This is a genomic window from Microbacterium sp. NPDC078814, assembly GCF_040702645.1.
Taxonomy (GTDB): domain Bacteria; phylum Actinomycetota; class Actinomycetes; order Actinomycetales; family Microbacteriaceae; genus Microbacterium.
This window is the reverse complement of record NZ_JBFBLT010000007.1, coordinates 101887-128121: the sequence shown is the minus strand read 5'-3', so window position 1 is coordinate 128121 and position 26235 is coordinate 101887. Positions and strand designations below refer to the sequence as shown.

Annotated in this window: 23 protein-coding genes; 8 read left to right on the top strand and 15 right to left on the bottom strand. The window is 72.4% G+C overall.

Annotation, left to right across the window (positions count from 1 at the left end):
• Positions 1-28: 28 nt before the first annotated feature.
• Together AB0300_RS14785 and AB0300_RS14780 are read right to left on the bottom strand one after the other, a co-directional pair.
• Positions 29-1759 carry a cation:proton antiporter gene (locus AB0300_RS14785; protein ID WP_366216288.1) on the bottom strand — a complete coding sequence of 577 codons (1731 nt, stop codon included), beginning with the start codon at positions 1757-1759 and terminating at the stop codon, positions 29-31.
• A 45-nt stretch (positions 1760-1804) separates the two neighbouring features.
• Positions 1805-2113, bottom strand: a complete 309-nt coding sequence (locus tag AB0300_RS14780) for a MerR family transcriptional regulator (protein ID WP_025105471.1) — start codon at positions 2111-2113, stop codon at positions 1805-1807.
• Positions 2114-2242: 129 nt separating this feature from the next.
• Between AB0300_RS14780 and AB0300_RS14775 the strand changes: the two genes are divergently transcribed.
• The 5 genes from AB0300_RS14775 to AB0300_RS14755 all read left to right on the top strand — a co-directional run bounded on the left by AB0300_RS14775 (position 2243) and on the right by AB0300_RS14755 (position 5790).
• Complete coding sequence (locus AB0300_RS14775) at positions 2243-2665, top strand: Hsp20/alpha crystallin family protein (protein ID WP_025105470.1); 423 nt, start codon at positions 2243-2245, stop codon at positions 2663-2665.
• A gap of 64 nt (positions 2666-2729) precedes the next feature.
• Complete coding sequence (locus AB0300_RS14770) at positions 2730-2957, top strand: DUF2795 domain-containing protein (RefSeq protein ID WP_025105469.1); 228 nt, start codon at positions 2730-2732, stop codon at positions 2955-2957.
• A gap of 36 nt (positions 2958-2993) precedes the next feature.
• A complete protein-coding gene (locus AB0300_RS14765) occupies positions 2994-4031 on the top strand; it encodes an LLM class flavin-dependent oxidoreductase (RefSeq protein WP_366216285.1) in 1038 nt (345 codons plus the stop codon).
• Between the two features lie 516 nt (positions 4032-4547).
• Positions 4548-5483: a hypothetical protein gene (locus AB0300_RS14760; RefSeq protein ID WP_366216284.1), complete on the top strand. Its 936-nt coding sequence runs from the start codon at positions 4548-4550 to the stop codon at positions 5481-5483.
• A gap of 100 nt (positions 5484-5583) precedes the next feature.
• Complete coding sequence (locus AB0300_RS14755) at positions 5584-5790, top strand: hypothetical protein (protein WP_025105466.1); 207 nt, start codon at positions 5584-5586, stop codon at positions 5788-5790.
• 262 nt (positions 5791-6052) lie between these two features.
• On the opposite strand, the gene pheA is transcribed toward AB0300_RS14755, so the two are convergent.
• Positions 6053-7003: a prephenate dehydratase gene (gene pheA / locus AB0300_RS14750; RefSeq protein ID WP_029990079.1), complete on the bottom strand. Its 951-nt coding sequence runs from the start codon at positions 7001-7003 to the stop codon at positions 6053-6055.
• A gap of 78 nt (positions 7004-7081) precedes the next feature.
• On the opposite strand from pheA, the gene pgm reads away from it, so the two are divergent.
• Positions 7082-8725 carry a phosphoglucomutase (alpha-D-glucose-1,6-bisphosphate-dependent) gene (pgm, locus tag AB0300_RS14745; RefSeq protein WP_315109252.1) on the top strand — a complete coding sequence of 548 codons (1644 nt, stop codon included), beginning with the start codon at positions 7082-7084 and terminating at the stop codon, positions 8723-8725.
• Positions 8726-9570: 845 nt separating this feature from the next.
• On the opposite strand, the gene AB0300_RS14740 is transcribed toward pgm, so the two are convergent.
• The 11 genes from AB0300_RS14740 to AB0300_RS14690 form a co-directional block, all read right to left on the bottom strand.
• Complete coding sequence (locus AB0300_RS14740; protein WP_060922883.1) at positions 9571-10389, bottom strand: ABC transporter ATP-binding protein; 819 nt, start codon at positions 10387-10389, stop codon at positions 9571-9573.
• Between the two features lie 11 nt (positions 10390-10400).
• A complete protein-coding gene (locus AB0300_RS14735) occupies positions 10401-11435 on the bottom strand; it encodes an ABC transporter substrate-binding protein (protein WP_025105462.1) in 1035 nt (344 codons plus the stop codon).
• 30 nt (positions 11436-11465) lie between these two features.
• Complete coding sequence (locus tag AB0300_RS14730) at positions 11466-12317, bottom strand: ABC transporter permease (RefSeq protein ID WP_025105461.1); 852 nt, start codon at positions 12315-12317, stop codon at positions 11466-11468.
• Positions 12318-12458: 141 nt separating this feature from the next.
• Positions 12459-13562: a glycerate kinase gene (locus AB0300_RS14725; protein WP_366216283.1), complete on the bottom strand. Its 1104-nt coding sequence runs from the start codon at positions 13560-13562 to the stop codon at positions 12459-12461.
• A complete protein-coding gene (locus AB0300_RS14720; protein ID WP_081811653.1) occupies positions 13559-14626 on the bottom strand; it encodes a LacI family DNA-binding transcriptional regulator in 1068 nt (355 codons plus the stop codon). Before AB0300_RS14720 ends, AB0300_RS14725 begins: the two co-directional genes overlap by 4 nt.
• A 43-nt stretch (positions 14627-14669) precedes the next feature.
• A complete protein-coding gene (locus AB0300_RS14715) occupies positions 14670-15434 on the bottom strand; it encodes a sugar phosphate isomerase/epimerase (protein ID WP_366216282.1) in 765 nt (254 codons plus the stop codon).
• Between the two features lie 294 nt (positions 15435-15728).
• A complete protein-coding gene (locus tag AB0300_RS14710; protein WP_366216281.1) occupies positions 15729-16646 on the bottom strand; it encodes a sugar phosphate isomerase/epimerase family protein in 918 nt (305 codons plus the stop codon).
• A complete protein-coding gene (locus tag AB0300_RS14705; RefSeq protein WP_085605950.1) occupies positions 16643-17863 on the bottom strand; it encodes a DUF993 family protein in 1221 nt (406 codons plus the stop codon). The genes AB0300_RS14710 and AB0300_RS14705 overlap by 4 nt, the downstream gene beginning before the upstream one ends.
• Entirely contained in the window at positions 17860-19029 is a 1170-nt protein-coding gene (locus AB0300_RS14700; RefSeq protein ID WP_085605948.1) for a Gfo/Idh/MocA family oxidoreductase, read from the bottom strand. Before AB0300_RS14700 ends, AB0300_RS14705 begins: the two co-directional genes overlap by 4 nt.
• Positions 19030-19131: 102 nt before the next feature.
• Positions 19132-20232 carry a substrate-binding domain-containing protein gene (locus AB0300_RS14695; RefSeq protein ID WP_366216280.1) on the bottom strand — a complete coding sequence of 367 codons (1101 nt, stop codon included), beginning with the start codon at positions 20230-20232 and terminating at the stop codon, positions 19132-19134.
• Positions 20229-22064, bottom strand: coding sequence for a heparinase II/III family protein (locus tag AB0300_RS14690; RefSeq protein WP_366216279.1), 1836 nt, complete (start codon positions 22062-22064; stop codon positions 20229-20231). Before AB0300_RS14690 ends, AB0300_RS14695 begins: the two co-directional genes overlap by 4 nt.
• Positions 22065-22199: 135 nt before the next feature.
• Here AB0300_RS14690 and AB0300_RS14685 point away from each other — a divergent pair, with 135 nt between their 5' ends.
• Positions 22200-23213, top strand: a complete 1014-nt coding sequence (locus AB0300_RS14685) for a hydroxyacid dehydrogenase (RefSeq protein ID WP_366216278.1) — start codon at positions 22200-22202, stop codon at positions 23211-23213.
• Positions 23210-25168 carry a DUF2264 domain-containing protein gene (locus AB0300_RS14680; RefSeq protein ID WP_366216277.1) on the top strand — a complete coding sequence of 653 codons (1959 nt, stop codon included), beginning with the start codon at positions 23210-23212 and terminating at the stop codon, positions 25166-25168. The genes AB0300_RS14685 and AB0300_RS14680 overlap by 4 nt, the downstream gene beginning before the upstream one ends.
• 3 nt (positions 25169-25171) lie before the next feature.
• On the opposite strand, the gene AB0300_RS14675 is transcribed toward AB0300_RS14680, so the two are convergent.
• Positions 25172-26137, bottom strand: a complete 966-nt coding sequence (locus AB0300_RS14675; protein ID WP_025105450.1) for a LacI family DNA-binding transcriptional regulator — start codon at positions 26135-26137, stop codon at positions 25172-25174.
• Positions 26138-26235: the final 98 nt, after the last annotated feature.

Sequence of the window (26235 nt, the reverse complement as noted above, 5' to 3'; positions counted from 1 at the left end):
AACGGGGTGGGTCGGCGGGAAGGAGGGGTCAGTTGCGGCTCAGGGGGCGGGTCGCGCCGCGGGTGTCGAGCGCCAGCTCCTCGGCGTCCATCGCGGCCAGCAGCTCCCGCATGATCTCCTCGTCGAGCTCGCCGGCGTCCCGCTCCGCGACGAGGATCTCCCGCCGCACCTGCAGCCATCCCTTGGTCAGCGCGACGAGGTCGTCATAGGAGGGGCGGGCGACGGTGTCCTCGACCTGCTGTGCGTCGTCGGTGTCCTTCTCCACCCGGGTCATGCGCTTGGTGAAGGCATCGAACATGCCGAGGTCGACCTCGCCGTGCTTCTGCTCCCACTCCCGGCGCTTCTCGGCGAGGTACGCCTTGCCGGCCTCGCGGCTCTTGGCCTTGACCATCTTCAGCGCCGCGACGTCCTCCGCGTGCTCCTCATCCCCCGCGATCTCGAGCCGCCGGATGAGCAGCGGCAGGGTGAGCCCCTGCAGCAGGAGCGTGCCGACGGTGACGATGAAGGCGACGACGACGATGGCGTGCGAGGCCTCGGTGTCGAGCCCGGCCAGATCGGCGGCGGCCACCGCGATCGCCAGGGTCACCACGCCCCGCATGCCGGCCCACGAGATGACCGCGTTGTCCTTCCACGTGAGCCGCAGGCCCGCCATGCGTTCCCGCACGATCTGCGTCCGCAGCTCATCCGTGCTCTGATCGCGCCACCTCCGGGACCGCCGTCGCCGTTCGTCGAACTCCCCGGATGCGATGCCGCGATCCATGCGGGCGAGCCGGCGGCGGTCCTGGAAGTTCGACCACGCGCTGATCGGGTAGATGTAGAGCGGCCGCACCACGAGCACCACGAGCAGCACGGCGCCGGAGAGCAGGAGGATGTGCCCCACCGACTCGCTGCCGAGGTCGCTGAGCACCCGCGGGAACTGGAGGCCGATGTAGGCGAACACGAAGCTCTCCAGCAGCAGGTCGGCCGAGAGCCACAACGGCGCCTCCTGCTGCCGGGTCGTGTAGTCGGTGCGCGGGGCGTTGAAGCCGACGAACAGTCCCATGGCCACGACCGCGAGGACGCCGGAGCCGAGCAGGTGCTCCGCGATGTTGTACGCGCCGAACGGGGCGAGCAGACCGAAGGTGCCGATAACCACCGGATCGCCGATGCGCATGCGCAGCTGATGCAGGACGATCCCGAAGACGAGCCCGATGCCCACCCCCACGCCGACCGCGAGGAGGAACTGCCCGATGCCTCCCCAGATCGACACCGTCGCCCCGGCGAGGATGGCCGCGAACACCCGGTAGAGCGTGAGCGAGGTCGCGTCGTTGATGAGGCTCTCCCCGGACAGCACCGTCATGATGCGGCGAGGTAGACCGAGACGACGGCCGATCGCCGCCGCCGACACCGCGTCCGGCGGGGCGACGATAGCGCCCAACAGCAGCGCGCCGGGCAGCGTGAGCGACGGCAGGATCCACCAGGCCACGAGTCCGACGGCGAACGCGGTGAGCAGCACGAGCCAGATCCCGAGGCGCCGGATCTGCGGCAGGCTGCGCTTGAACCCGACGAACGACACGTCGAGGGCGGCGGAATACAGCAGCGGCGGCAGGACGAGCCCGAGCAGCAGGTGCCCGTCGATCTCCAGCTCCGGCACGAACGGCAGGAACGAGGCGGCGAGCGCAACGACGGTCACGAGCAGCGGGGCCGGCCACCCCCGCGATCGCGCGACGGCCGCCACGGCGACAGCTCCGACGAGGACGTAGAAGATCCCGGCTTCCATGCGGAAAGCGTAGCGGCGTCGTCGGCGCCCCCTGTCCGCCGGTCGTCAGTCGCGAGCGGAGCGCTCGCGTTCCGGCGCCTCCGCGTCGAGAGCCTCCCGGAGGCCCGCGTTCTCATCCTGCAGGTCGAGGACCCGCGCGATCCCGGCGATGTTGATGCCGTCACCGCGGAGCTCGGCCGCGCGACGCAGGCGGGTGATGTCGTCGTCGCTGTACCGGCGCGTGCCGCCGTCGCTCCGGGCGGGCGCGAGAAGGCCCTTGCTCTCGAAGAGCCGGATCGTCGCCTCGGGCAGGTCGACGAGCTGCGCGGCCACGGCGATGCCGTACAGCGGGGTGCGCGAGTCGCGTGCGGTCATGAATGTCCTCGTCTCCGGATCGGGGTTGCGAAGATTCCTGCGTGTGTTCTATAACAAATCTATACCTCAGGTGCAGATAATCTGCACACCACCTCAGCCCTTGCAGGGCCGCACGAAAGGAGACATCTCATGGCACTGACCTTCGATCCCTTCAGCCAGCTCGACCGCTTCGCCGCGAGCGTCCTGGACTCCGTGCGCGCGCCCCGGTCGATGCCGGTGGACCTGTACCGCGACGGGGACCGCTACATCCTGCACGCCGATCTCCCCGGCGCCGACCCCGGCTCCATCGACGTCGACCTCGACGGCGGGCAGCTCACGATCCGCGCACAGCGTACGGCCGACACCCGCGAAGGCGTGCGCTGGCTCGCCCGCGAGCGCGGCGCCGGATCGTTCCTGCGCCAGTTCTCGCTCGGCGACGGAGTGGACCTCGACAACATCAGCGCCTCGTACGAGAGCGGTGTCCTGTCGGTCGTGATCCCCGTCAGCGAACGGGCGAAGCCACGCAAGATCGTCGTCGAATCCGGCGAACAGCGCCAGGCGATCGACGCCTGAGCACCCGGGGGCGGTGCCGCGGCACCGCCCCCCTCTCATCCTCTTCTCACGGAAAGGACGAACCATGGCACTCTCCCCGACCCTCGACCGCTTCCTCGCCGAGATGGAGTACCCCGCGACCCGCGACGACCTCCTGCGCGAAGCCGCGCGGGAGGGACTGCCGAACCACGACCGTGCGGCGCTGCACGACCTGCCGGAACAGAGCTTCAGCGCCGCCTGGCTCATCCGCTATCGCCTCGCCAGGAACGCGCTCGCCGACGCGCTCACCCCCGCCTCGCGCCTCGCCGCGTAGGGAATGCCGGAGCGGCCGCCGAGGTTGCATCCGGAGATGAACGACGTCGCCCTCTCCGTCCTCGACCTCGTGCCGGTCCGCTCCGGCCAGACCAGTGCCGAGGCCATCACCGCCTCCCTCTCCCTCGCCGCGACCGCCGACCGGCTCGGCTATCGCCGGTACTGGTTCGCCGAGCACCACAACATGCCCGCGGTCGCGTCGACCACGCCGCCGGTCCTCATCGCGGCCGCCGCCACGCGCACCTCGCGCATCCGCCTCGGCTCCGGCGGCGTGATGCTGCCGAACCACGCGCCCCTCATCGTCGCCGAGCAGTTCGCCGCCCTCGAGGCCATCGCCCCCGGCCGCATCGACCTGGGCCTGGGCCGCGCGCCCGGCAGCGACCCCGTGATCACTCAGCTCCTCCGCGGGTCAGGGACCACCAGCGACGTGGAGCAGTTCCCCCGCCACGTGCAGGACATCGCGGCGCTCTTCACCGCCGACGGCGCCACGGTGCGCTTCACCTCCGGCGGCGAGTACACCGTGCGGGCGACTCCCGCCGCGACCGGGCTGCCCGAGGTGTGGCTGCTGGGGTCGAGCGACTACTCCGCACAGCTCGCCGCCTCCCTCGGCCTGCCGTACGTGTTCGCGAACCACTTCTCCGGACAGGGCCTGGAACGCGCGCTCGACCTCTACCGCACGAACTACCGTCCGAGCGAGGAGCACCCGGAGCCGCGGACCTTCCTCACCGTGAACGCCGTCGCCGCCCCGACCGCAGAGGAGGCGGAGGCCCGTGCCCTGCCGCAGCTGCGGATGATGGCGCGACTCCGACTCAACCAGCCGCTCGTCGCACTGGAGACCGTCGAGCAGGCCCTCGCCGCGGAGCACGACGCCGCGACCGATCAGGTGGTCGAGGCCGCGCGGTCGCGGTGGTTCGTCGGCACCGGGGAGTCCGTCGCCGCCGAGGTGCACTCCTTCGCGTCGACCTACGGGGTGGACGAAGTCATGCTCTCCCCCGTCGCCGGGGCCTATGACGCGGAGCCGAAGGACTCGGCCGCCGGGCGCGCGCAGACGCTGGAGCTCGTCGCGGGGGCGTGAGTCGCGTCGCGGGACGGGGGCGTTCCGTCGCGGGATCACGAACGCTCCCCCACGCCGCCCAGGCGGCGCGTTTCTAATCCCGCGTCCGGTTGCTCCCGCGTCCGGTTGCTTCCGCCCTGCGGGACCGATAACGCTCCCTTGCGCGCTTCTCCCGGCGCCTTTCTGATCCCGCGTCCGGTCGGTCACTTGGTGCGGGATCGATAACGCTCCCCTGAGCGCTTCCCGCGGCACCTTTCTGATCCCGCGCGCCGGCCGTCGTCGCACCACCCCGTGCGAGCGGGAATCGGGGCCCCGGCAGGTCCCGCAACGCGCTCTTTCGCTCCGTCCGGGAGCCTCTCGCTGTCTCGGCATGCGGGACGGGAAACGTGCCTTCAGCGGTCGCTGGAGGGACACTTCTGATCCGGCGCGAGGAAGAGACCTCCGCCACAATCGCAAGTCGATTCGAGTTGTCCACAAGAGCCGGAAGGAGGATGATCGACCGTCCGGACGCCGACCCTGCACGGACAGCATGGACGCATGCGACACCGGATTCCTCTCCCGCCTGACCTCGGCCCTCATTTCGCCGTCCGTGACGCCGCGGCCATCGGGGTCGGGCGGAAGAGATACTCCAGCCGAGACCTCGCGCGGCCGTTCGCCGGAGTGCGGTCGGCGAACGAACCCGCCACGTTCGACGATCGAGTCGCCGCGTACCTTCCACGCCTCCGTGAAGGCCAGGCATTCGCCGGACGCACGGCCCTCCGGCTGTGGGGGCTTCCCGCGCCCGTCCGATGGTCGCCCGATGAGCCCCTCGACGTCGCCGTGCACACCGGGACCTCACCGCCAAGGACGGTCGGTGTCCAAGGGCGCCGCATCGCCCCGGGACGGGCGGACACATGGCACATCCACGGAGTTCCGACGGTCGATCCGGTCAGCGCACTGTTCCTCTGCGCGCGGGAGTTCGTGTTCACGCCGGTCGTCGTGGCGCTCGATGCGCTGGTCACATCGTCCGACGTCTATCCGGGGCTGCGGATGGGCCGGCCGGTCGCGACCATCGAGAGCATCGATCGACAGCTGACGCGATGGGGGCGGTTTCCCGGGTGCGGTCGCATACGCGATGGGCTGGCATTCGCACGACCGGGCGTGGAGTCGCCGAAGGAGACCGAGACCCGGCTGCTCCTCACGAGCTTCGACCTCCCGGAGCCCGCGATCCAGCACGTCGTCTCCGTGGACGGACGCTTCCTCGCCCGGGTCGACCTCGCCTACCCCGAATGCCGCATCGCCATCGAGTACGAGGGCGATGGCCATCGGACGGACCGTGATCAATGGCGGATCGACATCCGGCGTCAGCGCGACCTCGAGGACCACGGATGGCTCGTGATCCGCGTGACCGAGCTCGATCTGCGCGACGGTGGCGCTGCCCTCGCCGCCCGTGTGCGTCGCGCACTCACGGTTCGCCACGGCATCCCTGGATGAGACGTGCTCATGGCTGGGCGTTCGGTCCTCTCCGCGATGAGGGGGCTGGCTCCGGATGTCAGGGAGGCGTAGCCTCGGCGGCAGAGAGAGGGGTTCGACGATGAGCACCAAGACACTCGCACTCTGGGTCGCGTACGGGACGAACGGGGTGGTGGGGAGCATCCGCCACGATGAGAACGGCTATGTGGTGACCATGGCGGGAGCGGACGCGGCGGCCGGGACCTATCCCAGCCTCGCCTCCGCGAAGGGCGCGCTGCACGCCCGTATGCTGCCGGGCAGCGCCTGGCCGCGGTTCCAGGAACACTGACCCGCTCCTCGTCGTGCGGGATCGAAACAGCACCTCCCGAGCCGGTACGAGGTGCGATTCTGATCCCGCGATACCTGCGGCTGTGGGGGATCGCGGCGGCGGGGTGCGCCGGGTGGAAAACGGGCGCAGATCGTTCGGCGAACGTGTGTTATCGATCCCGCCAACTGGGGGCGCGGCATGCCGGATCGAAATCGGGCGCGGGCCGGTACGGGAACGTGCGTTATCGATCCCGAACGCAGGATGCACGCGCGTGCGTGCGGCGTCAGGACTCGGGTTCGCCGGAGAGGATGCCGCGGAGCCAGTCGCGGGCCTCGATGAAGATCTCGTCGGAGTAGCGGTCGGGATACTGCACGATCTGCCGGTCAGCACGCGGGTACGACCCGAGGAACACCACACGGGGGCTGAAGCGGCGGATCCCGAGCAGCGCGTCGGCCATCCGCTCGTGCTCGATGTGACCGTCCGCATCGATCACGAACCGGTACCGGCCGAGCTCGTCGCCGATGGGCCGGGACTCGATGAGGGAGAGGTTGATGCCGCGCGTCGAGAACTGCTCCAGCATCTCGAGGAGAGAACCAGGGTGGTCATGCGGGAGCTCGACGATCAGCGAGGTCTTGTCGGCACCGGTCGGCGCGGGCGAACGCGTGGTGCGGGTGACGAGGACGAACCGGGTCACGGCCGCCGCGTTGTCGCCGATGCCCTCGGCGAGCACATCCACGTCATAGTGCTGCACGATGCCGGGAGCGGCGATCGCGGCCTGCGCGGGCGAGGTGCCGTCGAGGACGCCGATGGCCGAGGCCACGTTGCTCGCCGCCGGCACATGCGAGTGGGTCGGGAGGTGTTCGCCGAGCCAGCCGTGACACTGCGCGTAGGCGACGGGGTGCGCGGCGATGACCTCGACCTGGTCGAGAGTGGTGCCGCGCGGCGCGACGAGGACGAAGTTCACCCGCACGAGGTACTCGCCGATGATCCGGAGCCCCGGCAGAGTCGCCAGCGCGTCCTGCGTGGTGGACACCCCGCCCTCGATGGAGTTCTCGATCGCGATCATGGCCGCGTCGCTCCGCCCTTCGAGGACGTCCGCGAGCGCCTCGCCCACGTTGTGCACCGGTCGCCAGTCCTGCCCCCTGGCCTCGGCCACCTGGTCGAGCGCCGCCTCCGTGAAGGTTCCGGCTGGTCCGAGATAGCTGTAGGTGCGGCGTGCAGTCACGGCGTTCAGCCTATCCCTCGGTGACTCATGGGGTTCCCGCGTGTCAAGGCGGATGCGCGTATCCGCTGCACGGGGCAGACTGAGAGCATGAGCAGCCGTGCCGGCCTCCCCGCGGAGGAAAGTGACCTGATCGACGTCGACGAGCTGATCGCCGCCTACTACGACCGCGTGCCGAATCCGGATGTCGCGAGCGAGCGGGTCGTGTTCGGCACCAGCGGGCACCGCGGCTCGTCGCTCACGAAGAGCTTCAACGAGAACCATATCCTCGCCACGACGCAGGCCATCGTCGACTACCGCGCCGCGCAGGGCATCACCGGTCCGCTCTTCCTGGGGCGCGACACCCACGCACTGTCCCTCCCGGCGGAGCGCAGCGCCATCGAGGTCCTGCTCGCGAACGGCGTGGACGTGCGCGTCGACGCCCGGGACTCGTGGGTGCCGACCCCCGCGCTGAGCCACGCGATCCTCACGTACAACCGCGACCGCGCCGCCGATGACCCGGGCCGCGCGGACGGCATCGTCGTGACCCCCTCGCACAACCCGCCGCGCGACGGCGGCTTCAAGTACAACCCGCCCCACGGCGGTCCCGCCGACACCGATGCGACCGGCTGGATCGCCGACCGCGCGAATCAGCTCATCGCGGGCGGCCTGACCGAGGTGCGCCGCGAGCGCTTCGCCGACGTGGACTGGGACGCGATCACCGGATACGACTTCCGCGACGCCTATGTGCGCGACCTCCCGTCGATCATCGACATCGAGGCGATCCGCCGCGCCGGCGTGCGCATCGGCGCGGACCCGCTGGGCGGCGCGTCGGTGGAGTACTGGTCGCTGATCGCCGAGATGCACGACCTCGATCTCACGGTCGTCAACCCCGAGGTCGACCCCACGTGGCGCTTCATGACCCTGGACTGGGACGAGAAGATCCGGATGGATCCGTCGTCCCCGTCGGCCATGGCATCGCTCGTGGCGAAGAAGGGCGACTACGACATCCTCACCGGGAACGACGCCGACGCGGACCGGCACGGCATCGTCACCCCCGACGCCGGGCTCATGAACCCGAACCACTTCCTCGCCGTCGCCATCGACTACCTCTTCTCGCACCGGGAGCACTGGCCGCGCGATGCCGCCGTCGGGAAGACGCTCGTGTCGTCGATGATCATCGATCGCGTGGCCGAGTCGCTCGGGCGGCGTCTGCTGGAGGTTCCGGTGGGCTTCAAGTGGTTCGTGCCCGGACTGCTCGACGGCTCGGTGGCGTTCGGCGGCGAGGAGTCGGCCGGCGCCTCGTTCCTGCGCCACGACGGCTCCGTGTGGTCGACCGACAAGGACGGCATCCTCCTCTGCCTGCTCGCGGCCGAGATCCTCGCGGTGACCGGCAAGACCCCGTCGCAGCGCTACGCGGAGCTGGAGGACGCCTTCGGCGCTTCCGCCTACCAGCGCGTCGACGCCCCCGCGACCCCTGAGCAGAAGGCGACGCTCGGCAAGCTCGCCCCGGAGTCGGTGACCGCGACCACCCTCGCCGGCGAGGACATCATCGCGAAGCTCTCGCACGCCCCCGGCAACGGTGCGGCGATCGGCGGCCTCAAGGTGCAGACTCCGCACGCGTGGTTCGCCGCGCGCCCGTCCGGAACCGAAGACGTCTACAAGCTCTACGCCGAGAGCCTGCGCGGTCCCGAGCACCTCGCGGAGGTGCAGGCCGAGGCCCGCGCCGTGGTTTCCGCCGCCCTCGGCGACTGATCCTCCCTCCCCCGGCGCCGCGTCCGCGCGTGCTCCGGGATCGAAACCGCTCCCCTCGGCCACCGCCGGGGGGAGTTTTCGGTCCCGCCCTCCGGGCGCCGGCGAGGGACCCTGGTGATCCGGTCCACCCCGAGGCCGGGCGGACGAGCCCGCGGCGGGATCGGAAACGGGCCTGGCAGGCATCGGGGAGGGACGTTGTTGATCCCGTCACCCCGGGGCCGGGCGGGAGCGGACGCGAAAAGCCCGTGGCGGGATCGGAAACGGGCCTGGCACGGACTGGAGAGGGGCTTTCTTGATCCCGCTAGCCGGGGCGCGGCGGGAGCCGACGCGCAAAGCCCGTGGCGGGATCGAAAGCGGGCGCGGCAGGCACCGGGGAGGGACGTGATCGATCCAGCCACACCCGGGCGACGATTCCGCTCCCGGGACTTGCTGACAATGGGACGGTCGTACGGTGCACCACCCGGTGCGGGATCAAGAACGACCCTCGTCAGCGTTTCGCAGGAGCATTCTTCATCCCACGCCGGACCGTCGGTTCCGTGCACGCTCGGGCGATGAGGCCCCTCCTGTTGTCGCGGGTCGGTCCGTCGGCGCCGATCCGTCCGCCCCTCCTCTTGCGGGATCGAAAACGGGCTCGTCGGGGGTCCCGGACGGGCCTTTTCGATCCCGCTCCGCCGACCGCCCCTGCTGCGGGATCGAAACCGGGCCCGGGGGACGCTGGGGAGGGGCGGTTTTGATCCCGCACACGGGCGAGGGGCGAGGGGCGGGGGCGCGGGCGGGACGGGGGCGGGGGCGGGGCGGGACGGGGGGCGGGGGCGGGACGGGGGCGCGACGGGGGCGGAGGCGGGTCAGTCGGCGTCGGTGGAGGAGCCGAGGAGCTCGCGGACGCGGCTCGAGACGCGGTGGAACTCCTCCGTCTCCAGAACATCGGCGTAGCCGCGGCGGGCCGGGAGGTCGACGCGGTGCTCCTCCAGGATCCGCCCGGGGCGCGGCCCCATCACGATGACGCGACTGGCGAGGTAGACGGCCTCCGCGACCGAGTGGGTCACGAGCAGCACGGTCGTGCCGGTGGCGCTCCAGATCCGGTTGAGCTCGACGTTCATACGCTCGCGCGTGAGGGCGTCGAGGGCACCGAAGGGCTCATCCATGAGCAGCACCCGCGGCTCGTGCAGCAGCGCACGACACAGCGACACCCGCTGCTGCATGCCACCGGAGAGCTCGTGCGGCAGAGACTTCTCGAAGCCGGTGAGACCGGTCATCTCGATGAGCTCGTCGGCGCGGGCCTGAGCCTTGCGCATGTCCATCCCACGCATCTCGGCCTGCAGGAGGATGTTGCCGCGGACGCTGCGCCATTCCAGAAGCGCCGCCCGCTGGAACACGTAGCCGATATCCTGCCGCGGACCGCGGACCTCGTCGCCGCGCAGGCGGATGCTGCCGCGGCTCGGAGCGGTGAGTCCCGCCACGGCCTTCAGGAGCGTCGACTTGCCGCAGCCCGAAGGTCCGGCGATGGAGAGGAACTCCCCCTCCTCGACGCGCAGGTCGACGCCCTCGAGGGCCGTGACCTGGCGCCGCTTGGAGGCGAAGGTGATCGCGAGATCCGAGACCTCGAGCGCCGGAGCGGTGCTCGTGGCCGCGGGTCCGCGTTCCTGCTGAACGTGGGTATCCATGACGATCGGTCTCACTTCCCGGGGGTGAAGGCGTCGTCGAAGTAGGTCTCCACGTCGCCGTCGCCCGAGATGAGCCCGGCCTCGGACAGCACCTCCAGCGTGGACTCCCAGTCCTCGGTGGCGTTCGCGCCGGGAGCCTGGCCCTCGGTGGCGTCGGTGTGGAGCAGCTCGATGGTCTCCTCCCACTGGTGCAGCAGCACCTCCTGCGACGGCATCTGCGGGTCCTTGCCCTCCATCGCGGCCACCGCCGCCTCAGGGTCCTCCTGCGCGGCCTCGAAGGCCTCGGAGGTCGCCGCGACCAGCGCCTCGACGAGCTCCGGGTCGTTCTCGATGGTGTCGGTGGGCGCGATGAGACCGTTGCTGAAGAAGTTCAGGCCGGCATCGGAGTAGCGCAGGTACTCGACGTCCTTGCCGCTCTTGTCGGCGATGGTCGGGCCCTGGTCGTGCGCGAAGCCGATGAGGCCGTCGACCTTGCCCGAGAGCATGGCGGCGATCTTGCCCGCGGCGTCGAGGTTCTGCTGCGTCACATCGCCCTCCTCCAGGCCCACGGCCTCGAGGTACATCGGGAAGGTCGTGGTCGGGGCGTCGCCCGCGGAGACCGCGATGGTCTTGCCCTTGAGGTCTTCCGGGCTGGAGATGCCGGAGTCGGCGAAGACCTGCACCGCCGACGGCGTGGTCTGCAGGAAGACGCCGACGCTCTTGATGCCGACGCCCTTGTCGATGTTCGCGAGGACGGCGGGGGTGTCCGCCCAGCCGAAGTCGACCTGCCCCTGCCCGACGGCCTGCGCGGTCTTCGTCGAGCCCTGGCCGGCCTTGATCGTGAGGTCGATGCCGTGCTCCTCGAAGATGCCCTGATCGACGCCGTAGTAGAACGCGGCGTGCTCGCCGTACGGGTACCAGTTGAGCATGAGGGTGACCGGCGTGAGCTCGCCGCCGTCACCGTCGCCAGAGCTCGCCGGGGCCGTCGATCCTCCGCAGCCGGAGAGGGCGAGCACCGCGGCGGACGCGAGGGCGATCGAGCTGAGGATGGTGCCTGACTTCTTCATCAGTGCCTTCTTTCGTGGGGGCGAGGGGGGTCAGAGTCGAACGGTGGCCGCGGCGACGTCGCGCTTGGAGGCGTGCCACGGGATGAGGAAGCGCTCGGCGATCTGGATGATGCCGAAGAGGATGACGCCGAGCAGCGACATGATGATGAGCGCGGCGAAGAGCATCGCGGTGTCGAGGTTGCCGTTGGCCTGGAGGATCACGTAGCCGAGGCCCTCGTTCGCGCCGACGAACTCGCCGACGACGGCACCGGTGACCGCGAGCGTCGCGGCGACCTTGAGGCCGGAGAGGAGCTCGGGCAGAGCCGCGGGCAGCCGCACCTTGAGGAAGGTCTTGAAGCGGCTGGCTCCCATGGTCGACGCGAGCTGGAGGATCTCCGGGTCGACGGTGCGCAGACCCGCGAGGCCCGAGATGACGACAGGGAAGAACGCCATGAGCACCGCCACGAGGATCTTCGGCTCCGCCCCGAACCCGAGCCAGACGACGAACAGCGGGGCGATGGCGATCTTCGGGATGACCTGCGCGAAGAGGATGACGGGATAGAGCGTCTGCTCCAGGCCTCGCGAGTAGACCATGAGCACCGCGACGAGGACGCCGACGACGACCGCGATGACGAACCCGATCACGGTCTCGTAGGTGGTGACCCAGGTGTTCTGCGCAAGGTAGGCGGCGTTGTCGGTGAAGGCGGCCCAGGTGTCGGCAGGCGACGGGATGATGAAGGCCGGCACCCAACCGAGGCTCGTGGAGACCCACCAGAGCGCGAGTACCGCGAGCACGAAGACGAGCGGGTGCCAATGGCGGCTCCACCAGCGGACGATGCCCGGAGGCTCGGGACGATCGGCGGCCAGCGCCAGGGTCATGGTCGCGGAGGGGGCAGACGACATGGGGTCCTCGACATCTTCGTGAAGGATTCGGGAAAGCGCATTCCCGTTCGGTGTTGCGAGTCTATGCCGACGGTTCTGCCGTGTCAACGCATGGCCGTGTCCCCGCCGTCGTCGCCCCCACGGGCGGGGCGTCCGGGCCGGTCACCGCGTCCGCGCGAGAGCCGCGCCCGCGACCCGGAGCCAGCGTGCGGGATCGGTCAGGGCGGCGGTCGTCGACCCCGCCAGCGCGGTCAACGACACCGCCTCCGCGAACAGGCTCGTGTCCGCATCCTCCGCGATCCGTCCTGCGGCGAGCAGCGGTCGCGCCCCCGCCTCCGCCGCGAGCGCGGCGAGGAACGACGGCACCTTCCCGTCGCCTGACTGTCCGTCGTAGGATCCCTCGCCGGTGATCACGACGTCGGCACCCCGGACGGCTCCGACCAGATCGATGAGCGCGGCCACCTCGGCCGCCCCCGGGGCGAGGACCCCGCCCCAGCGCACGAGAGCGGCGCCCGTCCCGCCGGCGGCCCCCGTGCCCGGCAGCTCCGGGTCGACGGGCAGGAGGACGGCGAGATGGGCGAGCGCGTCGTCGACACGGGCGATGTCCTCCGGCGCCGTGAGGCCCTTCTGCGGGCCGAACACCGCTGCCGCGCCGCGCGGGCCGGTGAGCGGATTCGTGACATCGGTCAGCACGCGGACATCCGGCGCCCCACGCAGGGCCCCGAGCTCCGCCGTGACGATGTCCGCCAGACCACGCGCGCCCCGCGCCACCGGTTCGCCGTCGGCGTCGAGGAAGCGTGCCCCGAGGGCGGTGAGCATGCCCGTGCCCCCGTCGGTGGAGGCGCTGGAGCCGATGCCGAGGATCAGGCGCGAGACGCCGTGATCGAGGGCTGCGGCGATCGCCTGGCCGAAGCCGGTCGTGTCGGCGTCCCCGGGGCGCAGACCGTCGAGGAGCTCGATGCCCGAGGTCGAGGCGATGTCGACGACGCCGGTGCCGCCCGGGGCGTCGGTCGTGCTCGGCAGGAGCAGCCACGACGTCTCGACGGGAGCGCCTGCCGGACCGTCGACCGTGACCGGCATCCACTGTGCATCCGGTACGGCCGTCGCGAACGCCGCGACGGTCTCCTCCCCGCCGTCGGCCATCGGACGCAGCACGATGTCCGCAGCCGGCTCGACCTCCCGCCAGCCGTCGGCGAGCGCCGCAGCGGCCTCCGCCGCCGTGATCGTGCCCTTGAAGCTGTCCGGCGCGATGACGACCCGGGTCATGCCCGAAGCCCCGGGGTGCTCGCGCGTACGACCACCTCGAGCGGGAGCGTCGGCTGCTGCCAGTCCTCGTCGACGATCGCGCGGAAGGCCTGGTAGCCGGCGTCGCTCAGCGGCACGCAGACCGTGGTGAGGGCCGGCGTGACGTCGCGGCTCGAGGGCACGTCGTCGAAGCCGCAGACCGCGATGTCCGTGCCGACCTCACGGCCCGCTGCACGGATGGCCGCCATCGCGCCGATCGCGACGACGTCGCTGATGCCGAACACGACGGTACCCGCGGGGACACCTGTGGCGAGGGCTTCGGTCATCGCCGCCGCCCCGGACTCCCGACGGAAGTCACCGCGGACGGTCTGCGCGACCTCTCCGCCGCCCTCCGCGAATCCGGCCCGGAATCCCGCCAGCCGGTCGTCCGAGGTGCGCACGCCCTCCGCCGCCCCGACGAGTACCGCCGAGCGGTATCCGAGTTCTGCCATGCGACGGCCGAGCGCGGCGGCCCCGGCCCGGTTGTCGATCTCCACCCGGCGGTCGCCGTCGCCGTCCGCGCCGAACGCGACGACGCGGCCGCCGAGGCGGGTGAACTCGGCGAGCTCGCGAGCGGTCTCGGCCTGCCCCTCCTCCTGCGTCCGCGAGGCGGCGAGGATGAGGCCCTGCGGACGCTGTCCGCGCAGCGCCCGGACGATGCGCGCCTCCCGCGCCGGGTCGCGCTCGGTGATGGCCACGGTCACGACGAGCCCCTGTTCGTCGGCACCCCGGGCGACGCCCGAGGCGATGAGGCCGAAGTAGGGGTCGGCGATGTCCGCGACGAGGAGCGCGATCACCGGTGAGCGTCCGCGGGCGGTCGCCTGCGCGGAGACGTTGGCCGTGTAGCCGAGGGCTTCGGCGGCGGCCTCCACCCGCTCCCGGAAGGGCGCCGCGACCTTGCGTTCGGAACCGTTGAGCACGCGAGAGGCTGTTGCCAGGGACACTCCGGCCTCGAGCGCGACGTCGTGCAGCGTGGGTGCCGGTCCCCGGGCGTGACGGGGGCGACGCGCGGCCGGCGGCTCTGCCGGTGTGGCGGACGGGGTCATGCTCCGAGCCTACCGACGGGAACGGAACCGCTTCGAGGGGCGCTCACGGCTGCCGCCCCAGGAACCCGAGGAGGACGGCGGCTTCCCCGGCGAGGAGCTCAGGGGCGTCATCGGGCACGAACTCCAGCAGCGCGTCGCGCGGCGGGTGCGCCGAGGCGGCGGCGTCCGCGAAGAACCGGGTCCACAGGGCGGACCGCGAGCGGAGCGGGTGGCGCTCGGTGCGCGGCCACCAGGAGAAGACATGAGCGGCGGAGACACGGGGGCCGAGCCGGCGGAACTCCTCGAGCGCCACGGGGACGGGGGCGCCGACCGTGGGCTGCCAGTACGTCGACAGCATCGGGTGGTCGACCTCGTGCAGCAGCTCGAGGGTGGCCGGCGCGGTGTCGGCGAGCGTGCCGCCGTGGAACTCCAGGGCGAGTCCGATGCCCCGGGCGCCCGCTTCGACCGCCGCCGCGCGGAGCCGCGTCACGACCCGGGCACGCTCGTGCGCGGAGACCTCCGCCGAGCCGTGTTCACCGGCCCACACCCGTACCCGGTCAGACCCCAGGGCCGCAGCACTGTCGAGGACCGCGGTGAGCGACTCCTCCGGACCGGCGCGGAAGTACGACCCGTAGGACGCGACGGCGAGCCCGGCATCCGTGGTCATCCGCGCGACCTCCGCCGCGCGGTCGACATCCCCCGGCGGCACATGCACGTCTCCGCCCCACTCGATCACGTCGAGACCCGCGGCGGCCGCGAGCGCGACGATCCTCTCCGGCGGCAGGGCACGGAACGTCACCGAGCACAGCCCCGCACGGATCCCCGTCATCCCGTCATCCTCTCAGTCCTCCCGTTCTTCTGGGTCGGACGTCCCGGCCCCTTCCATCCCCCGTGTCGAGTCCCACCTGCACGACCTCGTCCCGCCCGCACGACCGGAACCCGTGTCTGACCGTGCCCACGCACCCTAGTCGTGCAAGTGTCCCCCCGCGGGTCCGATACACGACGACCGAGACCGGGACGGATGCACGACCTGAGGACGACGGGACGACCGACACCCGGGAACAGGGCGTGCATCCGTGGCGGGGTCGTGCATCCGGAACCTCGGTGGGGACGGGGCCGGGACTCACAGGTGGGGGGCGACCGCCGTCGCGAAGGCCTCGGCCGTGCGGCGGACCACACGAACCGGGTCGTCGGCCCAGACGTCGGCGTGGAAGATCTCCACCTCGATGTCACGGTCGTAGCCGGTGTCCTGCACGGCCCGGGTGAGGGGTGCGAAATCGATCACCCCGTCCCCCGGATAGTGCCGGGAGAGGAGGGGGTCAGCGGCGAGGGGGGTCTTCCAGTCGCACACCTGGTACGTGGCGATGCGGCCCTCGCGTCCGGCCCTGGCGATCTGGTCGAGCACCTGCGGATCCCACCAGATGTGAAACGTGTCGACGGCGGCTCCGACCACGGCAGGGTCGAAGTCCGCGGCGATGTCGAGCGCCTGACCGAGGGTGGAGACCACCGCGCGGTCGGAGGCGTACATCGGATGCAGCGGCTCGATCGCGAGGGTGACCCCGGCGGCTCGAGCGTCGTCCGCGAGGGCGCCGATGGCGTCGCGGACACGCTCGCGCGCCCCGCGGAGGTCGCGCGACCCCTCGGGCAGACCCCCGGCCACGAGGACCAGCACTGCGGTCGAGCCCTCCGCACCGGCCGCCGCGAGGGTGGCAGCCTCCTCGATCGCCCGGCGGTTGTCGTCGAGCGCGGCTTCGCGCTCCGGACCGACGGGCAGCGTGAAGAAGCCCCCGCGGCAGTGCGTCGTGAAGCGCAGGCCGGAATCGGTCAGCATGCGGGCGGCGACATCGAGGCCCACCTCCTGCACGGGTTCCCGCCACAGGCCGATGGCCTCGACCCCCGCGGCCGCCGTGACGCGCAGGGCCGTCGCGAGATCCGCGTGCTTCACGGTGGCCTGGTTGATCGAGAGCCGCGGGTGCGGCACGGTCCCGACGCCGGCCGCCCGGGACTCACTCTCCGCCGCCAGGCTCCGCGAGGCGGTCATGCGTCCACCCCGTTCAGCCGGAGCAGGCCGTGCCAGCGCTCCCGCGCGAGCTCCGGCCTCTCCAGGGCGAGCGCTCCGTTGGCCAGCTCGACGATGCGGCTGAGGTGCGGCAGGCTCCGCGCGGAGTGCAGCCCCCCGACCATCTGGAACGCCGGCTGATGACCGTTGAGCCACGACAGGAAGGCGACCCCGGTCTTGTAATAGAAGGTCGGTGCCGCGAACACCTGTCGGCTCAGCTCCTCCGTCGGTCCGAGGAGGGCGAGGTACCGCTCGGGGTCTTCCGCGTCGAGCGCCTGGATCGCGGCGGAGGCCACCGGGGCGAGAGCGGCGAACGCGCCGAGCAGCGCATCCGAGTGGCCGCGTGACGCGGACCCCTCGGGCGCGGCCGCATCGGTCAGACTGTCCCCGCCGATGAGGCCGACGTAGTGGAAGTCGTCGCCGGTGAACATGCGCACGCCCTCCGGCAGCCGCTCGCGGACCCAGACCTCGGACTCCGCGTCGAGCAGACTCATCTTCACGCCGGCGACCGCGGCGCGGTTCTCGCCGATGATGTCGAGCAGCACCTCGGCGGCCTCCTGCCACGCGGGACCGCCGCTCCCCCCGGAGGACGAGGGCGCGAAGTACCCCGCCAGCTCCGGATCGAACGCGGTGCCGAGCCAGTGGAGCACGACGGGGACCGATGCGCGGGAGAGCACCTCCCGGTACACGCGGCGGTAGTCGTCCGCGCTCTCCGCGACCCTGGCCAGGTGCCGCGAGGCCATGAGCACCGGCCCCGCCCCCTGCTCCTCGGCGAAGTGCAGCTGCTCGAGATAGGCGGCGATCACCTGATCGAGCGGGATGCGCGCCTCCTCGATGTGGTCGGTGTTGACCCCGACCACGACCGCGCCGCCCTCCTCGCGGGCGACCTCCGCACTGCGGGTGATGAGCTCGCGCACCGCCGTCGCATCCAGACCCATGTTGCGCTGCGCGGTGTCCATCGCGTCGGCCACGCCGAGTCCCCACGAGTACACGTTGCGGCGGAACGCGAGCGTCGCGTCCCAGTCGATGTCGGCCGGCTGCCCCGGGGTGTTGTCCGCGTACGCCTTCGGAACGACGTGCGCGGCGGCGTAGGCCACCCGGCTGCGGAGCGGGCCCTGCGGCCGCGTGACGGCGTCGGCCTCCCGGAGCTCCGTGTCGGCGGTGCGGCCGTCGGCGGCGAGCAGGCGGAGCGTGGTCATGCCCGGTCCAGGGTCAGCGGCTCGAGCACGATCTTGCGCCCCTCGGCACTGGACGCGAGTCCGGCCTCGGCGAACTGGACCCCGCGCGCGCCGGCGAGCAGGTCGAACGGATAGTCCGTGCCGAGGACGAAAGAGGTGAGGTACTCCTCCCACTGCTGCCGGAAGCCGTTCTGGAACACGTCGTTCGTCGGCACCTGCTGCCAGTCGGCGTCGTAGTCGTGGCTGTCCTCCAGGTCGGGGTTCCACACGGGCTTGGGCGTGGCGTTGCGCGGCTGGATCTTGGCGCCGAACAGCCCCACGACGGCGGAGCCGTGCGTGCCGTCAACCTGGAACTCCACGAGCTCGTCACGGTTCACCCGCACGGTCCACGAGGAGTTGATCTCGGCGATCGCCCCGCCGTCGAGCTCGAAGATGCCGTAGGCGGCATCCTCGGCCGTGGCCGTGTAGTGCTCGCCCTTCTCGTCCCAGCGGTCGGCGATGTGCACGGCGGCCTGGGCGTAGACGCTCTTGACCTCGCCGAAGAGGTTCTCCAGCACGTAGTTCCAGTGCGGGAACATGTCGGTGATGATGCCACCGCCGTCCTCCGTGCGGTAGTTCCAGCTCGGACGCTGCGCGGGCTGCCAGTCACCCTCGAACACCCAGTAGCCGAACTCGCCGCGGACGGAGAGGATGCGGCCGAAGAAGCCGGAGTCGATGAGGCGCTTGAGCTTCTGCAGCCCCGGGAGGTAGAGCTTGTCGTGGACGACGCCGGTCTTCACACCGGCGTCGCGCGCCAGCCGCGCGAGCTCCAGGGCCTCGTCCAGCGACTCGGCGGTGGGCTTCTCGGTGTAGATCGCCTTGCCGGCGGCGATGGCCTTGCGGATCGCGGACGCCCGGGCCTTCGTGACGAGGAAGTCGGCGTAGATCTCCCATCGCGGGTCGGCGAGGGCGGCGTCGAGGTCGGTCGTCCAGTCCTCGATGCCGTGCTTCGCGGCCAGTTCGGCGAGTTTGGCCTCGCTGCGTCCGACGAGGATCGGCCGCACGGTCACGCGCGTGCCGTCCGGGAGCTCGATCCCGCCCTCGTCGCGGATCGCGAGGATCGACCGCACCAGGTGCTGCCGGTATCCCATGCGCCCGGAGACGCCGTTCATGATGATCCCGATCTCGCGGGTGGGGGCCTGTGCCATCTCGGTCCGTTCCTCTCGGTGGAAGCTGTCGGCGCTGACAGGAGAATCTTGGTAAGCGCTTTCCGAGATAATGGCATGAGACGCACGACCTCGCAACCGCCCCTAGCGCGGAGGGGCCGTGCTGGCGCGCACGTGCAGCGCCGGAGCCACCTCCACGCGCTCCGCGGGCCGGTTCGGGCCCTCGCGCAGGCGGTCGCGGATGAGCTCGACCGCACGGCGCCCGACATGCTGCTTGGGCGGCCGCAGCGCGGTGAGCGGCGGAGACCCGTGCTCGGCGACCTCATCGTCGTAGGCGATGAGCGAGAGGTCGTCGGGCAGCCGCCAGCCCGCGTCCTGCAGATGCTGCTGGAGCAGAAGCGCCTGCGGGTCGGAGTGCACGAGCAGCGCCGTCGCCCCCGTCTCACGAATCTCGGCGAGCAGCGCCGAGACCACCTCCGCCTGCGCCGATCCCTCCATCCGGTCCAGGGCCGTGTCGCGGTCCACCGACACCGTGAGCCCGAGCTCGGCTTCGGCCCGCGACCAGCCCTGCCGCAGCCCGGCGGAGGTCGGTGACTGCGGAGAGGTGAGGATCCCGACCCGCCGGTGTCCGAGTGCGGCGAGGTGCCCGGCGGCGAGCGCGCCCCCGAACGCGTGGTCGGTCGCCACGGTCTGCATCCGGGTGAGGGCGAGAGCGGGCGGGGTCCGGCGCTCCACGAGCACGACCGGCACCGGGAGCGTGTCCAGCCAGGAGAGCAGCGCGTGTCCGTCGGCACCCTGCGTTTCGGGGGCCACGATCAGCCCGTGCACCGTCCCGGACTCCAGGAGCGCCGCGATCTGGCGGCGTTGGTCCTGCGCGGCGTAGCTGGCCCCGCGGAGCACGAGCTGCACCCCCGCCTCCGCCCCGGCACTCCGGGCGCCGACGACGATCTGCGGCCAGTAGTAGCTCAGCGACGGCACCACCATCCCGATGCGGAACTGCGGCCCGGGGAGGGCGGCCCGCGCGACGGTCGTGTCCAGCGTGCTCCGCAGCACCGCTCCGCCGTGCACCCTGGTCAGCAGCCCGCGGTCCGCCAGCATCGTGATGTCGCGGCGGATGGTGAGCTCCGCCACCCCGAAGTCGCGGGCGAGATCGGCCACGCGCACCGCCCCCGTGCGGCGCAGTTCGTCCAGGATCCGTTCCCGGCGGGAGAGGCCGAAACGCGGGGTCGGGCGCTCCTCGCTCATGCCGCCCTCCCCTGCAGCTCCCAGCGCTCCGGACGGTCGAGCGGTGCGAAGAGCACGCGCGAGACCACCGGCCCCCACGAACGCTCGAGGAGCGCATCGTCCACGGCCCTGCTCTCGACGACGACGTCCGCCGGATCGTGGGCGATACGCAGACCCCGCTTCCCATCCGGACCCGGGAGGAGGACGCCGGCACCGTGCACCTCGGGCGTCCCCGCGCACACGAGCACGAGGCGGGTCGCCGGGTCGGCGAGGGCCGGACTCTCGTCGCGCACGGTCACCGCGCCGCCGCGCAGCAGCACCGTCCGCAGCCACGGGTCGCCGCCGGGGAACGCCGCACCGAGGTCGAGGGTCCAGCCGTCGCTCCGCGCCTGCACCGCGGCCCGCCAGGCGCCGCCGGGCTGTTGCTCGCGCCCGCGGACCAGCGGCGTGGAGTGCCAGCCGCTGGTGACGTGCCACAGGCGGTAACGGGCATCCGAGAAGGTCGCCGCGGTGTACGTCGCTCGACCGACGTCGATCACGACCGGAACGCCGTCGACCGCGATCGCGACCGCGCCGAGGTCGTTGTGGTTGTGGTTCTCGTCGTTGCGACCGCCCTTGACGACGACCGCGAGCCCCCGCGGATCGCCGCTCCGCTCGCGGCGCAGTCCCACGCCGAGGGAGGTGAACTCGACGCGTCCGGGCAGGGGCGCAGGCCCCGGACGCGCCGCATGCCAGTCGGTGTCGAACAGCTCGGCCAGCGTCCGGCCGAGACCGGCGACGACATCCGCCTCGTCTCCGATGACGCGCCCCGGACGGCGGTGCCGCGCGGCGAACGCGGCAGTCACCTCCAGACCGCACAGGACGGCGGCCCGGTGGAGCACGGACCACGGAAGGGCCTCCCCCGTGCGCGCCTCCGCATCCGAGAAGCTCGCCACCCACCCCTCCCCGAGCTGCACGCGCTCCGGGAAGAGGGCGAGCTCGCGCAGCCCGGCGAGGCGTCCGTCCTGGATCGCGGCGGCCACCGCACCGGCGGTGAGCGCGTCGAGGAGGCCGAGCGCATCGAACGCCCGCCCCGCTCCCTGCCACCAGTAGGCGAAGCCCTCGTCGATGCCGCCGTCGGCGGGAAGCTGGGCGAGATAGCGATCGAGGCCGTCGATGCTGAGGGCGAGCACCCGCGCACGCAGCGGCTCGTCCGCGAAGGCGAGCGCTGCCGGCAGCAGATTGCCGTGGATCCACGCCGCCCAGTTGTGCACGCGTTCCTCCGACCCCTCCCATGCCCACTCGCGGCGGTCGACGAACGGGCGCAGCACCCGGCGGACCGTCTCGTCCCGTACCCGTGCGACCAGACCGGGGGCGCGCGCGTCGAGATCCTCGCCGAGCACCAGCACCGCCCACCCCGCCAGCGCCGCCGCCTCCCCCGCACCGAGGTCGAGGACGGGGCGCTCGATGTCGGGCACACGGCGCCCGCGGGCGAAGGCGTCGTCGTGAGCAGGCCAGCACCAGGTCGACTGCTCGGCCAGGAGCCACAGGCCGTCCGCGACCTCGTCCAGCCGCTCGGCCACCGGGTCGACGGCAGCGGCCAGGACGGCGCGGCGGAGCCTGAGGTCGCGGCGGAAGACCGCCCCCTCCCAGCCGGCGCGGTCACCGGTGCGGGCGTAGGCGGCCCACTGCGAGAGGAGCGGCTGTGCCCAGGCGGTGCGACGCTCGCCGTCCGCCGCCGCCAGGATCGTCGCGCGGAGTTCGGGCGCCACGGACGTCCATGCCTCCCGGTCGGTGCTCGGCGGCACGACGGGCCGATCGACGGCGCCGTGCTCGCGCCACAGATCGCTCAGGGTGCCGCGGGGGATCAGCATCCGGTTCTCGCCTTCGTTGTTCGAGTGTGTTCGATCAGCAGGGTTTCGGTTCGATCACGTTGCCTGCACTCGAACGCACAGTCTTCACTGGAACCGCGCGCTTCGGCAAGCGCATACCCGAGATCCCGGAGACCCATGACCCCTCGACCAGTCGTCCTCGCCGCCCTCTCGACGGAGGCGTGGGACCTCGTGTTCGACGACGGTCGGCGCGCCCGCCTGCAGACCCTCGCCGCGCCCGGCGGTCCGCTGCACGCCCCCGCTCTCGACGCCCCGACGCTGGACGACCGCCTCGCCGCCGTGGAGGTGCTGGTGACGGGCTGGGGCGCTCCGGTCCTGGACGCGCCCCTGCTCGACCGTCTCCCCCGGCTGCGCGCCGTCTTCCACGCGGCAGGGAGCGTGCGCGGCCTCGTGTCCGACGCGTTCTGGGAACGCGACATCCTGCTCACCTCGGCCGCCGAGGCCAACGCGGCTCCCGTCGCGGAGTACACGCTCGCGATGATCCTGCTCTCCGGCAAGCGCGCCCTCTTCCCGCTCCGTACCGCCGACGCACAGCACGACCTGCGCGTCGGCCCCCGCGCCGGGGGCCGCATCGGCAACCTCGACCGCACGGTCGGCATCGTCGGGTTCTCCCGCATCGGGCGCCGCGTCGTCGACCTGCTGCGGCCCTTCCCCGGGCTGCAGGTGCTCGTGGCCGACCCGCACGCGGACCCCGAGGAGGTGGCCGCGGCCGGCGCCCGGCTCGTCCCGCTCGACGCCCTGCTCCCCGCCGTCGATCTGCTCTCCCTGCACGCCCCCGCCCTGCCCGCGACCCGGCGGATGATCGGCCGCGCGCAGCTCGCTACCCTGCGTGACGGCGCCACCGTGCTCAACACCGCCCGCGGAGCCCTCCTCGACCACGACGCCCTGCGCGTGGAGTGCGCCTCCGGTCGCCTCGATGCGATCCTCGACGTCACCGACCCGGAGCCGCTTCCGCCCGACCACCCGCTGCTGCACCTGCCGAACGTCGCGGTCACCCCGCACCTCGCCGGCTCGCTCGGCACCGAGGCGCATCGGCTGGCCGACGCCGCCCTCGACGAGCTGGAGGCGTGGGTGGCCGGCCGTCCGCCGCGGCACCCCGTGCACCGCGCCGACCTCGCGCACAGCGCGTGACACTCCTCGCGCTGCCTCCGGACGACCGCGCGCTCTCCCCGTACACGGGATGGACGCGTGCGCACCTGATGACGGTGGCCGATGCGATCCTCGACGGGGCCGCCCGTCACGCGAGCCCGGCGGGCGCGGGCATCCGCTACCCCGGCGCCCCCGGTGGCTTCGGCGCCGCGGTCGATGCGCTCGAGGGGTTCAGCCGCACGTTCCTGTTGGCCGCGTTCCGCATCGCCGGCGACCCGCTCGGCACGGAGGCGCTGGCCGACCGCTACGCCCGGGGCCTCGCTGCGGGCGTCGACCCCGACGGTGCCGAACGGTGGCCGCGCCCCGATGAGGTCGACCAGGCGAAGGTCGAGGCGGCGGCGCTCGCGCTGGGCCTGCACCTCACGCGCGACACGGTGTGGGCGCGCCTCGACGACACGGCGCGGACCCACACCGTGGACTACCTCGCGGCGTTCGTCGGCGGCAGCTACCCGCCGAACAACTGGGCGTGGTTCCGGGTGCTCGTCGAGCAGTTCCTGGAGAGCGTCGGTGGGCCGTACTCAGCCGCGGATCGCGCGACCGACCTCGCGCTCCTCGACGGCTTCGAACGCGAGGACGGTTGGAGCGCCGACGGCGCCGCCCGGTCGTTCGACCACTACGCCGGCTGGGCGCTGTCCTTCTATCCGCTGCTCTGGGCGGACATGGTCGGCGCGGAGCCGCGGCACACGGACCGGGTCGCCCGGTACCGCCGCCGGCTCGACGCGTTCCTCGACGACGCGCTGCACCTCGTCGGCGCCGACGGCGGACCGCTCATCCAGGGACGCAGCCTCACCTACCGCTTCGCGACGGCCGCCGCGGCCGGGGTCGCGGCGTTCTCCGGCACCTCGCGGCATGACCCCGGCCTCCTGCGCCGGACGGTGAGCGGTCAGGTCCGGCACTTCACCGCCCGCGGTGCGCCGGATGCGACCGGAGTGCTGCCCCTCGGCTGGTACGGCGCCTGGCGCCCGCTCGCCCAGGACTACTCCGGCCCCGGCTCCCCGTACTGGGCGGCGAAGGGTCTCCTGCCGCTCGCCCTCCCCGCCACGCATCCGTTCTGGACCGCCGTCGAACAGCCCCTGCCGATCGATCGGGGCCCGTTCACCCGCGTCCTCCTCGCCCCGGGGTGGCTGGCGACGGGCACCGCGGACGGCATCGTGCGCGTGGTCAACCACGGCACCGACCACCGCACCCCCGGTGCGTTCCAGCCCGATGCTCCCCTGTACGCGAAGCTCGGGTACAGCACCGCGACCGCCCCCGTTCTCGCCGGCCCGGCGGCACGCGACCCGCTCGACGGCACGGTCGCCGTGGTGCGCGGGGGCCGAGCGAGCCACCGCTCGGGCTTCCTGACGGGAATGCTGAGGGAGACGGACGGCACGGCGCTCGGCGGCTCCTGCGGCCCCGTGCACTGGCACGACGGCGTCCGCATGGAATTCGACGTCGGCGGAGGCGGCATGGCCGTCGAGACCACGGTCGGCCCGGTGGTCGATGTGGTGTCGGTGGTGCGCGGACCGTGGGAGGTGCGGCTCGTGCGGGTCCGGGCGGGCGCAGGGCCGGACGGAGCGATCCACGACGGCGACGTCCTCCGCATCGGCGGATGGGCCCTGTCCGCCGCCACCGTGGTCGGGACCGGCCCCGCCGCCGTCACCGCCGCCCTCACCCCCGGCGGGGAGACGCAGAGTCGGGTGGTCGGCCTCCACGGCCTCGACGACGCGACCGCGGGGGTCCGGCGGGAGCGGGACGTGACCCCGCTCGGCCCGGAGACCGTCACCCCGTGGCTCTACGCGCCGGTGCGACCCGACACCTGGATCGCGGTGGGCGTGCTGCTCGGGGGCTCCGCCGTTCCACCGGAACTCGATCTGCAGGGAGGGGAGGCGACGGTGTCGTGGCCGGACGGCGCCGCGACGACCTTTCGTCCGGACGAGCAGCTGCCCCGCGGATGAGCGTCAGCGGTGTGCCGTGCTCGCCCGCTCCACGAGCCGGGTCGGCACCACCACGGGCGCGGCGCGGTCTGTCGCCGTCGCGTCGCCCTCGACGGCCGCGATCAGCGCCGTGACCGCTTGCTGCGCGAGCGCCGGGAAGTCCTGCCGGACGGTCGTGAGCGGCGGGAGGAAGTTCGCCGCCTCGGGGATGTCGTCGAAGCCGACCACGCTGACGTCCGACGGAACCGCCCGCCCGGACTCCGCCACCGCCCGCAGCAGCCCGAGCGCCATCTGGTCGTTGGCGCAGAACACCGCGGTCGCCGTGCCCAGAGCCGCGCCCGCGGCGAAGCCCGACTCCGCGCTCCAGTCGCCGCGCACGACCGGCGGTGGCACGACGCCGGCATCCGCCAGGGCCTCGCGCCAGCCCCGCTCGCGCTCGGCGGCGGCGAACGAGCCCGCCGGTCCCGCGAGGTGGTGGACGGTCTCGTGCCCGAGATCGAGCAGGTGGCGGGTGGCGGCCTGCGATCCCGCGGCATGATCGCTGTGCACCACGGCCGCTCCGGCGCCGGCGGGGGCATCCACGACGACGAGGTGCAGCTCCGGCGGCAGGGTCGCGGCGGGGACGAGCGCGGAGGCCTCGTTCAGCACGAGAGCCCCGTCCACACCCTGATCGGCGAGCCGGGCGAACGCGGCCTCCACGCCGTCGGCAGCGGTGACGACGGTGAGCGCGTATCCGCGGACCGCCGCCGCTTCGGCCGTGGCCTGCAGCATCCGGGAGTTGCCGACCGTGGCCAGGGTCGTGACGACGAGGCCGAGGGTATGGCTGCGCCCGGTGCGCAGGGCCCGCGCCGCCCGATGCGGTCGGTAGCCGAGCTCGGCCATGGCGGCTTCGACCCGCGCCCGGGTCTGCGGGTCGACCCGGGGGCTGCCGTTGACGACGCGGGAGACCGTCTGTCCGGAGACGCCGGCGCGCGCCGCGACGGTGGCCATGGACACGCGCGCGGCCGTCGTGGGCTTCTCGGCCACGGGAACCTCCGTTCACAACTCCGTCGTGTTGACGTTAGCACGCGGCCGTGCCTACCATGTTG

Coding starts and splice junctions, on each gene's coding strand:
- AB0300_RS14715 (WP_366216282.1), bottom strand. CDS start 15,434: ATGACGGGGATCCGTGCGGGGCTGTGCTCGGTGACGTTCCGTGCCCTG.
- AB0300_RS14740 (WP_060922883.1), bottom strand. CDS start 10,389: ATGGATACCCACGTTCAGCAGGAACGCGGACCCGCGGCCACGAGCACC.
- AB0300_RS14720 (WP_081811653.1), bottom strand. CDS start 14,626: ATGACCCCGTCCGCCACACCGGCAGAGCCGCCGGCCGCGCGTCGCCCC.
- pgm (WP_315109252.1), top strand. CDS start 7,082: ATGAGCAGCCGTGCCGGCCTCCCCGCGGAGGAAAGTGACCTGATCGAC.
- AB0300_RS14675 (WP_025105450.1), bottom strand. CDS start 26,137: ATGGCCACCGTCGCGGCGCGCGCCGGCGTCTCCGGACAGACGGTCTCC.
- AB0300_RS14700 (WP_085605948.1), bottom strand. CDS start 19,029: ATGGCACAGGCCCCCACCCGCGAGATCGGGATCATCATGAACGGCGTC.
- AB0300_RS14685 (WP_366216278.1), top strand. CDS start 22,200: ATGACCCCTCGACCAGTCGTCCTCGCCGCCCTCTCGACGGAGGCGTGG.
- AB0300_RS14785 (WP_366216288.1), bottom strand. CDS start 1,759: ATGGAAGCCGGGATCTTCTACGTCCTCGTCGGAGCTGTCGCCGTGGCG.
- AB0300_RS14710 (WP_366216281.1), bottom strand. CDS start 16,646: ATGACCGCCTCGCGGAGCCTGGCGGCGGAGAGTGAGTCCCGGGCGGCC.
- AB0300_RS14780 (WP_025105471.1), bottom strand. CDS start 2,113: ATGACCGCACGCGACTCGCGCACCCCGCTGTACGGCATCGCCGTGGCC.
- AB0300_RS14765 (WP_366216285.1), top strand. CDS start 2,994: ATGAACGACGTCGCCCTCTCCGTCCTCGACCTCGTGCCGGTCCGCTCC.
- AB0300_RS14725 (WP_366216283.1), bottom strand. CDS start 13,562: ATGACCCGGGTCGTCATCGCGCCGGACAGCTTCAAGGGCACGATCACG.
- AB0300_RS14755 (WP_025105466.1), top strand. CDS start 5,584: ATGAGCACCAAGACACTCGCACTCTGGGTCGCGTACGGGACGAACGGG.
- AB0300_RS14690 (WP_366216279.1), bottom strand. CDS start 22,064: ATGCTGATCCCCCGCGGCACCCTGAGCGATCTGTGGCGCGAGCACGGC.
- AB0300_RS14775 (WP_025105470.1), top strand. CDS start 2,243: ATGGCACTGACCTTCGATCCCTTCAGCCAGCTCGACCGCTTCGCCGCG.
- AB0300_RS14770 (WP_025105469.1), top strand. CDS start 2,730: ATGGCACTCTCCCCGACCCTCGACCGCTTCCTCGCCGAGATGGAGTAC.
- AB0300_RS14735 (WP_025105462.1), bottom strand. CDS start 11,435: ATGAAGAAGTCAGGCACCATCCTCAGCTCGATCGCCCTCGCGTCCGCC.
- AB0300_RS14695 (WP_366216280.1), bottom strand. CDS start 20,232: ATGAGCGAGGAGCGCCCGACCCCGCGTTTCGGCCTCTCCCGCCGGGAA.
- AB0300_RS14730 (WP_025105461.1), bottom strand. CDS start 12,317: ATGTCGTCTGCCCCCTCCGCGACCATGACCCTGGCGCTGGCCGCCGAT.
- AB0300_RS14760 (WP_366216284.1), top strand. CDS start 4,548: ATGCGACACCGGATTCCTCTCCCGCCTGACCTCGGCCCTCATTTCGCC.
- AB0300_RS14705 (WP_085605950.1), bottom strand. CDS start 17,863: ATGACCACGCTCCGCCTGCTCGCCGCCGACGGCCGCACCGCCGACACG.